The following is an 8,887-nucleotide window of genomic DNA, read 5'->3' as shown; positions in this document are numbered from 1 at the left end:
GGCCTGCGTGCGGGCGGCCTCCTCCGCGGCGGTGCGCGCGGCGTGCGCCTCCTCGGCGATCCGGGCGTGCTCGGCGGCGGACTCGTCGGCGGCGGTGCGGGCCTCGGCCGCGGCGGCGGCGTCGTTCTCGGCCGCGGTGCGCGCCTCGACCTGGGCGGTGGCGGCGGCCACCGCGGCGGCGTGCTGCTCGGTGGCGGCGGCCAGCTGGTCGGTGGGCTCCTGGGTGCGGGCCTCGGCTGCGGCGCGGTCCCGGTGCGCCTGGGCCGCGGCCTCGGCCGCCTCGCGGGCGGACTGCTCGGCCAGCTCGCGGGCCTCGGCGTCGGCGATCAGCCGCTCGGCCTGGGCCTGGGCCGCCTGCTCGGCCTCGGCGCGCGCGTTCGCGGCGGCCTCGGCCCGCTCCTCGGCGACCTTGGCGGCGTCCTCGGCGGCGGTGCGGTCGACGGTCTGCTGCGCGGCGGTCTGCTCGGCGGCCAGCCGGAGCGCGGTCGCGACCTTGGCGGCGTCGACCAGCTTGCGAGCGGCCTCCTCGGCCTCGAGACGAGCCGCTGCGGCCTCGGTCGCCAGCTGCTCGAGACGGGTCCGCTCCTCGGCGTGCGCGATGCCGTCCTGCTCGACGGCCTTGCGGGCGTCGTACGCCTCCTGCGCGGCGGCGGCGTGCTCGGCGGCGACGCGGTCGGCCTCGAGCCGGGCCAGCGCGGACTCGCGGGCGGCCTCCTCGGCGACGAGGCGCTCGGCGGCCTGCTCGGCGGCGGCCTGCTCGGCGCGACGGCGCAGCTCGGCGGCCCGCTCGATCGCGGCCTGGAGGTCGGAGGGGGTGCGCACCGACGGCGGCGGCACGCTGCCAGGGCTGGATGCGGGCGCGACCGGCTCCGGAGCCTCCTGCTCGGACTGCTCCGACTTGCGCTGCCACCAGCGCGTGGCGCTCGGGTCGTTCGTGCTCATCAGCGGGAGCCTAGAGGTTGGTGGGACGGTTGTGGTGCGGAAGTCAGTACACCAGCGCTTGGACGTCCGGCGCGAGCACCTCTTCGACGTACGCCGCGGCGCCCGCGATCCGCACGCCCGGGAGCACGTCGGCCTCGGTGATCTCGCGTCGCGCCGCGCACTGCGTGCACACCGTGACCCGGCCGCCGGCCAGCACCGCGCCGACCAGGCCGTCCGGGGCGGCGGCGTGGGGCAGCGTGAACGACTCGCGGCCGGCGACGCCCAGCCAGGCCGCGTCGCCGGTGAGCCACAGGCTGACCTCGGCGCCGGCCGTGAGCGCGGTCGCCGCGACGGTGAGGCCCTGGTTGGCGCGCTCGGGGTCGTCCGCGCCGCAGGTGACCTTGACGACGAGTGGGCGAGGCATGAGGTCCACCCTAGAGTGGTCCGCATGCCGTTCGAACTGCCCGAGAACCTCCACCCCGACTGCGGGCCCGTCGCCTGGCTGCTCGGCCGCTGGGGCGGTCGTGGGCACGGGGACTACCCGACGATCGACGCGTTCGAGTACGGCCAGGAGCTGGTGTTCACCCACGACGGCCGGCCGTTCTTCCACTACTTCGCCCGCTCCTGGATCGTCGACGCGAACGGTGACAAGGTCCGTGACGCCGCCCAGGAGGCCGGCTTCCTGCGCTGCCGTCCCGGCGGCGACATGGAGCTGCTGCTCTCGCACTCCTCCGGCATCTCCGAGATCTGGTACGGCAAGGCCGAGGCCGGCAAGCTCGAGCTGCACACGGCCGGCGTGAGCTTCACGGAGTCGGCCAAGGAGGTCACCGCCGGCAAGCGGCTGTACGGCAACGTCGAGAGCGACCTGCTCTACGCCTACGACATGCAGGCGGCGGGCCAGGAGCTCCAGCCGCACCTGTGGGCGAGGTTGGAGCGGCAGTGAGCGACGAGCTCGCGGAGCGGCTGCGCGGACAGGGCTACCGGCTCACCCCGCAACGTCAGCTGGTGCTGCGGGCGGTCGAGAAGCTCGGCCACGCCACGCCCGACGAGGTGCTGGCCGAGGTCCACGCCCAGTCCAGCGCGGTCAACGTGTCGACGGTCTACCGCAACCTCGAGGTCCTCGAGGAGCTCGGCCTGGTCCGGCACGCACACCTGTCGGACCGGGCGCCGACGTACCACTCGGTGACGGACCACGAGCACTTCCACCTGGTCTGCCGGAATTGCCACCGGGTCCAGTCGGTTGACCCTGAAGTGGTGGCGCCGTTCGCCGAGCAGCTGCGCGAGCAGCGGGACTTCGTGATCGACGTCGGCCACCTGGCGATCTTCGGAACCTGTGTGGAGTGTGAGTCGGATGCGTAGCCCCTTGTTGGACCTGCCCGGAGCCGTCGCCGGCGACGGGATCGACCGCGAGGTCGCGGCGCACTACGGCTCGTTCAACGGCGAGCAGCGCACCCTCGAGAGCGGCGACGGCTTCGTCGACCTGTCGCACCGCGACGTCGTGCGGATCTCCGGCCCCGACCGGCTCACCTGGCTGCACTCGCTGACCACCCAGCACCTCGAGTCGCTGGCGCCCAAGGTCTGGACGGGCGCGCTGATCCTCAGCCCGCAGGGCCACGTGGAGCACGCGTTCTTCGGGCACGACGACGGGGAGGCGTTCACCGCGCACACCGAGCCCGGCGCCGGTGCCGCGCTGGTCGAGTTCCTCGACCGGATGCGGTTCATGATGCGCGTCGAGGTCGCGCTCGTCACCGACCTCGCGACGACCTGGCGGCCCGCCTCCGGGCACGAGTTCATCCCGCGCGACCGCCTGCTGGCGTACGCCGAGGCAGCCGGCCCGGCCTGCGGGCTGTGGGCCTACGAGGCGCTGCGGATCGCGCGTGGCGAGCCGCGCCTCGCCCTCGACACCGACCACCGCACGATCCCCAACGAGGCCGGCTGGATCGGACCCGCCGTACACCTCGACAAGGGCTGTTACCGCGGTCAGGAGACCGTCGCGCGCGTGCACACGCTGGGTCGTCCGCCGCGTCGGCTGACGCTGCTGCACCTCGACGGCTCCGAGAACCGCCTGCCCGCCGTCGGCTCCGACCTGCTGCTCGGCGACAAGGTCGTCGGCTTCGTCGGCACGTCGGCGCGCCACCACGAGCTCGGCCCGATCGCGCTCGCGATGGTGAAGCGGAACGTCCCGCTCGACGTCACGCTCACCGTGGACGGGATGCCGGCCGCGCAGGAGGTCGTGGTCGACCCCGAGGTCGGCCTGCACGTGCGCCCGTTGCGCTGACTACCTGCGCAGGAAGGCGATGCCGGCCCAAGCGGCCAGCGCGCACAGGCCCAGGAAGATCAGGATCGCGATCAGGTCGATGCCGAACATCGGGCTCTCCTCAGCGGCGGTACATCACATGGGTGTCGGCACCAGCATGCCCGAAGCCCAGGCCCGAGTAGACCGCAATCGCCGGACGGTTGTCGGACTCGACGTACAGCAGCACCTCGGAGACGCCCGTGCTCGCCAGGTGGTGCAGGCCGGCCAGCGTGAGCACCTTGCCGAGTCCCTGGCCCTGCGCGGCCGGGTCGATGCCGACGACGTAGACCTCGCCGAGCTCGGGTGAGTGCTGCTTGGTCCAGTGGAACCCGAGCAGGTGGTCGCCCGCGTCGGCGACCAGCAGGCCGGCGGGGTCGAACCACGGCTGCGCCATCCGCTCGGCGAGGTTGGCCGCGTCCATCGCGCCCTGCTCCGGGTGGTGGGCGAACGCCGCCGCGTTCACCCGGACGACCTCGTCGGCGTCCGTCGGTCGGTAGCTGCGCACCCGGGCGTCGTCGTACGCCGGCAACGGCCGGCTCATCGGGCGTCGCATCACCCACAGCTCACGGACCCGCTCGAAGCCGTGCGTGCGCGCCAGTGCGGCCGCCGCCGGGTGGTCGCCGTGCGACCAGGCGCTCACCTCGCCGGCGCCCGGGAGCGCCTCCTCGAGCAGAGCCCGGCCGATCCCGCGGCCGCGGGCGTCCGGGTGCACGACCACGCTGAGCTCGTCGCCGACCAGCAGCGCGAACCCCTCGTCGCGCACCCACGAGCGCACCGACTCCGGCCGGTTCCGCAACGTCAGCAGGGTCGCCTCGTCGAGCGGCGCGGCGCCGTCGGCGGCCTCGGCGGCTGCTGCGATCTCGGCGATCGGGTCCATGGCGTCACCCTAGGAGGCGGACGGCTCCTTCTCGAGCACGAGGGTGATCGGCCCGTCGTTGACCGACTCGACCTGCATGTCGGCGCCGAAGACGCCGCGCTCGACGCGCGCACCGAGGCGCACCAGCTCCGCGCAGACCGCGTCGTACGCCGGCTCGCTCACGGGACCCGGTGCGGCGGCCTGCCACGTGGGGCGCCGGCCCTTGCGGGCGTCGCCGTACAGCGTGAACTGGCTGACCACGAGGACCGGTGCCCCCACGTCGGAGGCCGACTGCTCGTCGCGGAGCAGGCGCACCTCCCAGATCTTGCGGGCCAGCCAGGCGATCTCGTCCGGACCGTCGCCGTGGGTGACGCCGAGGTAGACCAGCAGGCCGGGCTCGTCGAACCCACCGACCTGCTCGCCGCCGACCGTGACCCTCGCTCGCAGCACCCGCTGCACCACCGCTCGCACCCGCCCAGTGTGGCCTCTGGCACGATGCGATGGTGCCCACGAAGCCGTCCGACCAGATCCTGATCACCGTCGCGCCCACCGGCGCGGAGACCACCAAGGCCGACTGCCCTCAGCTGCCCACGACCCTCGACGAGCTGGTCGCCACCGCGCAGGAGTGCGAGGCCGCCGGCGCCGGGATGATCCACGTCCACATCCGCGACGGCGAGCACCGCCCGACGCTCGACCAGACGCGGCTGCGCGACACCGTCCAGGCGCTGCACGAGAGCACCGGGCTGGTCGTCCAGCTGTCGACCGGCGGCTCGGTCCACGACCCGCTCGAGGACCGGCTCAAGGTGCTCGACGCGCAGCCCGACTCGTGCAGCCTGACCATGGGCACGACGAACTTCGGCGACGACGTGTTCTCGAACCCGTGGCCGTTCGTCGCCGAGCTCTACCAGCTCAGCCAGGAGCGGAAGGTCGTCCCCGAGTTCGAGCTGTTCGACCTCGGCCAGGTGCACGCGATGCGCCGGCTGATCGACACCTACGGCCTGCCGTACAGCGGCAAGGTGCACTGCGACTTCGTGATGGGCGTCCCCGGCGGCATGCCGGGCACCGCGGCGGCCCTGGTCGCAGGCGTCGCGATGCTGCCCGACGAGGTCACCAGCTGGTCGGCCACCGGCATCGGTCGCAGCACCCTGCCCGTCGCGCTCGCCGCGTTGTCGATGGGCGCGCACCTGCGGGTGGGCATGGAGGACACGCTCACGCTGTCTCGCGGCGTGCCGGTGGAGCGCAACGCCCAGCTCGTCGAGCGGGCCGTCGACCTCGCCGCGCTCGCGCAGCGCACGCCGATGTCGCCGTCAGACGCGCGAGTCCTGCTCGGTCTCTGACTCCTCGATCTCGCGGGCGTCGGCGGACGCCTGCTGCTCCTTGCTCGGCAGCACGAACCGGTAGCCGACGTTGCGCACGGTGCCGATCAGGGTCTCGTTCTCGGGACCGAGCTTGGCGCGCAGGCGACGTACGTGGACGTCGACGGTGCGGGTGCCACCGAAGTAGTCGTAGCCCCAGACCTCCTGCAGCAGCTGCTGGCGGCTGAACACCCGGCCCGGGTGCTGGGCGAGGAACTTCAGGAGCTCGAACTCCTTGAAGGTCAGGTCGAGCGGGCGACCACCGACCTTGGCGGTGTACGTCGCGTCGTCGACCAGCACCTCGCCGGAGCGGATGACGTGGGACTCGGGGTCGTCGGCGTCGCGGCGGGCGTTGAGCCGGCCGATCGCGAGCTTGATGCGCGCCTCGAGCTCGGCCGGGCCACAGGTGTGGAGCACGACGTCGTCCATGCCCCAGTCGTGGGCGACGACGGCGAGGCCGCCCTCGGTGCAGACCAGCAGCACCGGCATGTCGGTGCCGGTCGCGCGGATCAGCCGGCACAGGTCGCGGGCGTGGGCGAGGTCCTGCCGGCCGTCGACGAGCAGCAGGTCGGCGTCGGGCGCCTCGAGGAGGGCGCTGCCCTCGGCGGGCAGGATGCGCACCTGGTGGCCGAGCAGGGCGAGTCCAGGCAGCACCTCGGCCGACGGCTGGAGGGCGCTGGTGAGAAGCAGGAGCGTGCTCATGACTGGTCTCCTCCCTTTCGGGACGGGGACCGAAACGCAACGCTGGGCTTCGGCCGGTTTCTCTCGTCGTGAACAATACCGAAACATGGGCACTTCTCCGATCGAAGTCCACTACTGGGCCTCCGCGCGCGCCGCTGCAGGGGTCGCGGGGGACTCGCTCGAGGTCGACGGGCCGATCACGCTCGAGGAGGTCGTCGAGCGAGCCCTGGCCCTGCACCCCGGCACCCGGCTCCCGGACGTGCTGAGGATCTGCTCGACGCTGGTCGGCGAGCGGCCGGTGAACACCGAGGACCCGGGATCCGTCGTCGTCGAGCCCGGGTCGTCGGTGGAGTTCCTTCCGCCGTTCGCCGGCGGCTGACGGAATGACCGGGCCGCACCGCGGGTTGGGTCCCGCGTGAGCACCGGAGCCTGGGTCGTCGTCGCCGCCGTGGCGCTCGCCCTGGGCCTGGGCTGCTTCCGCGCGCTGACCGACGGCCGCTTCCGCGGCACCCATCGGGTGCGCGACGTCGCTCCGGTGGTCGAGCCCGTCGAGCCCGTCGAGGCCCCGTGGTCACACGTGGCCGCGGCGCTGCCCGGCGCCACCCTGGGCGAGAAGGCGACGCTGCTCCAGTTCTCCTCGGCGTTCTGTGCGCCCTGCCGCGCGACCCGGCGCACCCTCTCGGAGGTCGCCGAGCTGGTCCCGGGGGTGGAGCACGTGGAGGTCGACGCCGAGCACCACCTCGAGCTGGTCCGTCGTCTCGGCATCCTGCGTACGCCGACCACGGTGGTGCTCGACCGCGCGGGACGCGAGGTCACCCGGGCCGCGGGCGCCCCGCGCAAGGAGCAGGTGCTGGCCGCGCTCGGGCGGGCCGAGTGAGCGCGGTGTCCACATCATGGAAGGGCGTCTCGCGGAATGAGACGTCGATTGTCCGACCCGGCACCGCGATGCCTACTCTGGTCCACATGTCCTCGACCATGCTCACCAAGCGCCGCGCAGTGGATCACTGCCGCGTGCGCTCGGCGCTGTGTCGAATGCGCTGATCCGGTCGCGCCTGCCTGCCTCCTTCACGAGTGCCGCGTGACCGTCCCGGTCCGCTCGCATCCGTCCACAGGAGAGACATGTCCGCCACCGTGCAGTCGTCGCACGTCACCACCGGCATCGACCCGCGGGGTCCGCAGGTCGCCGCCGCGCTGACGTCGGTCGTCCTCGTGGCCGTGCTGCTGCTCGCGCCGGGCCCGATCGGCATCGCCCTGCTCGCGGCGCAGGCCGTCGTGTTCGCCCTCGGCGCGACCCGCGGGGTCCAGCACGCGCCGTACTCCTGGGTGTTCCGGACGCTCGTCCGTCCCCGATTGTCCCCGCCGACCGAGCTGGAGGACGAACGCCCGCCGCGGTTCGCCCAGGCGGTCGGCCTCGGTTTCGCCCTCGTCGGGCTGCTCGGCTTCGTCGTGGGCGCCGACGTCCTCGGCTTCGTGGCGGTCGGCTTCGCGCTGGCCGCCGCCCTGCTCAACGCGGTCTTCCGGTTCTGCCTCGGCTGCGAGATGTACCTGCTCCTCACGCGCATCACCCACTGACCCCGCGCCCCGTGCGCACAAGAAAGGTAGAGAACATGACCCGCGAGAACTCCCTCGTCACCGCCCAGTGGGTGGAGGACCACCTCGAGGACCCGAAGGTGGTGCTGATCGAGGTCGACGAGGACACGACGGCCTACGACAAGGGCCACATCAAGGGCGCCATCAAGCTCGACTGGACGACCGACCTCCAGGACCAGGTCCGCCGCGACTTCGTCAGCAAGTCCCAGTTCGAGGCGCTGCTCTCCGAGCGCGGCGTCGCGAACGACGACACCGTCGTGCTCTACGGCGGCAACAACAACTGGTTCGCCGCCTACGCGTACTGGTACTTCAAGCTCTACGGCCACCAGGACGTCAAGCTGCTCGACGGCGGCCGCAAGAAGTGGGAGCTGGACTCTCGCGAGCTGACCGACGAGCTGCCGTCCCGCGCGGGCACGTCGTACACCGCGACCGAGCAGGACCTCTCGATCCGCGCGTTCCGTGACGACGCGGTCGCCGCGATCGGCGTGAAGAACCTGGTCGACGTGCGCAGCCCCGACGAGTACGCCGGCCGGCTGCTCGCCCCGGCCCACCTGCCGCAGGAGCAGGCGCAGCGCGCCGGCCACGTGCCGACCTCGATCAACGTCCCGTGGAGCAAGGCGGCCAACGACGACGGCACCTTCAAGTCCGACGACGAGCTCAAGGCGCTGTACGCCGAGGCCGGCCTGGACGACTCCAAGGAGACCATCGCCCTGTGCCGGATCGGTGAGCGCTCGTCGCACACCTGGTTCGTGCTCAAGGAGCTCCTGGGCCACCAGAGCGTGAAGAACTACGACGGTTCGTGGACCGAGTACGGCTCGCTCGTGGGCGTCCCGGTCGCGATCGGCGACGAGCCGGGTGAAGCCTGATGTGCGGCGCGACCGAGGGCGGCCTGTCGCTCGACGGCATCGACGTCAAGAAGGAGGCCATCGTGCAGGGCCAGGTCGTCCGCGACGGCTCGCCGGTGGGCAACGCCTACGTGCGCCTGCTCGACCGCACCGGTGAGTTCACCGCCGAGGTCCCGACCTCGGCGACCGGGCACTTCCGGTTCTTCGCCGGCGACGGCGAGTGGACGCTGCGCACCCTGGCTCCGAAGTCCGACCCGGTCGACAAGCGCGTCGTCGCGTCGGTGGGCTCGGTCGCCGAGGTCGTCGTCGCCCTCTGATCAGCCAGTCGAAACGGCCCGGACCT

Annotated in this window: 13 protein-coding genes and 1 pseudogene; 9 read left to right on the top strand and 5 right to left on the bottom strand. The window is 72.7% G+C overall.

What is annotated here, in order from left to right:
• Together MJ604_RS14065 and MJ604_RS14060 are read right to left on the bottom strand one after the other, a co-directional pair.
• Window positions 1-942, bottom strand: a pseudogene (locus tag MJ604_RS14065) (hypothetical protein); the annotation flags it as partial.
• A gap of 43 nt (window positions 943-985) precedes the next feature.
• Window positions 986-1,345, bottom strand: coding sequence for a DsrE family protein (locus tag MJ604_RS14060; protein ID WP_243059085.1), 360 nt, complete (start codon window positions 1,343-1,345; stop codon window positions 986-988).
• 24 nt (window positions 1,346-1,369) lie between these two features.
• Between MJ604_RS14060 and MJ604_RS14055 the strand changes: the two genes are divergently transcribed.
• Genes MJ604_RS14055 through MJ604_RS14045 form a run of 3 tightly spaced genes read left to right on the top strand, consistent with a single transcriptional unit; the run spans window position 1,370 to window position 3,199 of the window.
• A complete protein-coding gene (locus MJ604_RS14055; protein WP_243059084.1) occupies window positions 1,370-1,864 on the top strand; it encodes an FABP family protein in 495 nt (164 codons plus the stop codon).
• A complete protein-coding gene (locus MJ604_RS14050; RefSeq protein WP_243059083.1) occupies window positions 1,861-2,280 on the top strand; it encodes a Fur family transcriptional regulator in 420 nt (139 codons plus the stop codon). The genes MJ604_RS14055 and MJ604_RS14050 overlap by 4 nt, the downstream gene beginning before the upstream one ends.
• Window positions 2,273-3,199: a folate-binding protein YgfZ gene (locus tag MJ604_RS14045; protein ID WP_243059082.1), complete on the top strand. Its 927-nt coding sequence runs from the start codon at window positions 2,273-2,275 to the stop codon at window positions 3,197-3,199. The genes MJ604_RS14050 and MJ604_RS14045 overlap by 8 nt, the downstream gene beginning before the upstream one ends.
• A gap of 100 nt (window positions 3,200-3,299) precedes the next feature.
• On the opposite strand, the gene mshD is transcribed toward MJ604_RS14045, so the two are convergent.
• Window positions 3,300-4,094, bottom strand: coding sequence for a mycothiol synthase (gene mshD, locus MJ604_RS14040; protein ID WP_243059081.1), 795 nt, complete (start codon window positions 4,092-4,094; stop codon window positions 3,300-3,302).
• A 9-nt stretch (window positions 4,095-4,103) separates the two neighbouring features.
• A complete protein-coding gene (gene dtd / locus MJ604_RS14035; protein WP_243059080.1) occupies window positions 4,104-4,544 on the bottom strand; it encodes a D-aminoacyl-tRNA deacylase in 441 nt (146 codons plus the stop codon).
• A 29-nt stretch (window positions 4,545-4,573) separates the two neighbouring features.
• Here dtd and MJ604_RS14030 point away from each other — a divergent pair, with 29 nt between their 5' ends.
• Window positions 4,574-5,410 carry a 3-keto-5-aminohexanoate cleavage protein gene (locus MJ604_RS14030; protein WP_243059079.1) on the top strand — a complete coding sequence of 279 codons (837 nt, stop codon included), beginning with the start codon at window positions 4,574-4,576 and terminating at the stop codon, window positions 5,408-5,410.
• On the opposite strand, the gene MJ604_RS14025 is transcribed toward MJ604_RS14030, so the two are convergent.
• Window positions 5,381-6,130: a response regulator transcription factor gene (locus MJ604_RS14025; protein WP_243059078.1), complete on the bottom strand. Its 750-nt coding sequence runs from the start codon at window positions 6,128-6,130 to the stop codon at window positions 5,381-5,383. The genes MJ604_RS14030 and MJ604_RS14025 overlap by 30 nt on opposite strands.
• An 85-nt stretch (window positions 6,131-6,215) precedes the next feature.
• Here MJ604_RS14025 and MJ604_RS14020 point away from each other — a divergent pair, with 85 nt between their 5' ends.
• The 5 genes from MJ604_RS14020 to MJ604_RS14000 all read left to right on the top strand — a co-directional run bounded on the left by MJ604_RS14020 (window position 6,216) and on the right by MJ604_RS14000 (window position 8,861).
• Window positions 6,216-6,488 (top strand): MoaD/ThiS family protein, encoded by a 273-nt coding sequence (locus MJ604_RS14020; protein WP_243059077.1) that lies wholly within the window; start codon window positions 6,216-6,218, stop codon window positions 6,486-6,488.
• Between the two features lie 36 nt (window positions 6,489-6,524).
• Complete coding sequence (locus tag MJ604_RS14015) at window positions 6,525-6,986, top strand: thioredoxin family protein (RefSeq protein ID WP_243059076.1); 462 nt, start codon at window positions 6,525-6,527, stop codon at window positions 6,984-6,986.
• 242 nt (window positions 6,987-7,228) lie between these two features.
• Window positions 7,229-7,681, top strand: a complete 453-nt coding sequence (locus MJ604_RS14010; protein WP_243059075.1) for a DUF4395 domain-containing protein — start codon at window positions 7,229-7,231, stop codon at window positions 7,679-7,681.
• Between the two features lie 35 nt (window positions 7,682-7,716).
• A complete protein-coding gene (locus tag MJ604_RS14005) occupies window positions 7,717-8,565 on the top strand; it encodes a sulfurtransferase (RefSeq protein ID WP_243059074.1) in 849 nt (282 codons plus the stop codon).
• Entirely contained in the window at window positions 8,565-8,861 is a 297-nt protein-coding gene (locus MJ604_RS14000) for a DUF1416 domain-containing protein (RefSeq protein ID WP_243059073.1), read from the top strand. The genes MJ604_RS14005 and MJ604_RS14000 overlap by 1 nt, the downstream gene beginning before the upstream one ends.
• The last annotated feature ends 26 nt before the right edge of the window (window positions 8,862-8,887 follow it).

The sequence above is a fragment of the Nocardioides sp. SR21 genome, assembly GCF_022761125.1.
Classification (GTDB): domain Bacteria; phylum Actinomycetota; class Actinomycetes; order Propionibacteriales; family Nocardioidaceae; genus Nocardioides.
This window is presented reverse-complemented; position numbering and strand designations above follow the sequence as displayed.

Bases quoted from the DNA above. Each gene is read 5' to 3' on its own strand.
- MJ604_RS14060 (WP_243059085.1), bottom strand. From the start codon at position 1,345: ATGCCTCGCCCACTCGTCGTCAAGGTCACCTGCGGCGCGGACGACCCC.
- MJ604_RS14055 (WP_243059084.1), top strand. From the start codon at position 1,370: ATGCCGTTCGAACTGCCCGAGAACCTCCACCCCGACTGCGGGCCCGTC.
- MJ604_RS14045 (WP_243059082.1), top strand. From the start codon at position 2,273: ATGCGTAGCCCCTTGTTGGACCTGCCCGGAGCCGTCGCCGGCGACGGG.
- mshD (WP_243059081.1), bottom strand. From the start codon at position 4,094: ATGGACCCGATCGCCGAGATCGCAGCAGCCGCCGAGGCCGCCGACGGC.
- MJ604_RS14030 (WP_243059079.1), top strand. From the start codon at position 4,574: ATGGTGCCCACGAAGCCGTCCGACCAGATCCTGATCACCGTCGCGCCC.
- MJ604_RS14025 (WP_243059078.1), bottom strand. From the start codon at position 6,130: ATGAGCACGCTCCTGCTTCTCACCAGCGCCCTCCAGCCGTCGGCCGAG.
- MJ604_RS14020 (WP_243059077.1), top strand. From the start codon at position 6,216: ATGGGCACTTCTCCGATCGAAGTCCACTACTGGGCCTCCGCGCGCGCC.
- MJ604_RS14010 (WP_243059075.1), top strand. From the start codon at position 7,229: ATGTCCGCCACCGTGCAGTCGTCGCACGTCACCACCGGCATCGACCCG.
- MJ604_RS14005 (WP_243059074.1), top strand. From the start codon at position 7,717: ATGACCCGCGAGAACTCCCTCGTCACCGCCCAGTGGGTGGAGGACCAC.
- MJ604_RS14000 (WP_243059073.1), top strand. From the start codon at position 8,565: ATGTGCGGCGCGACCGAGGGCGGCCTGTCGCTCGACGGCATCGACGTC.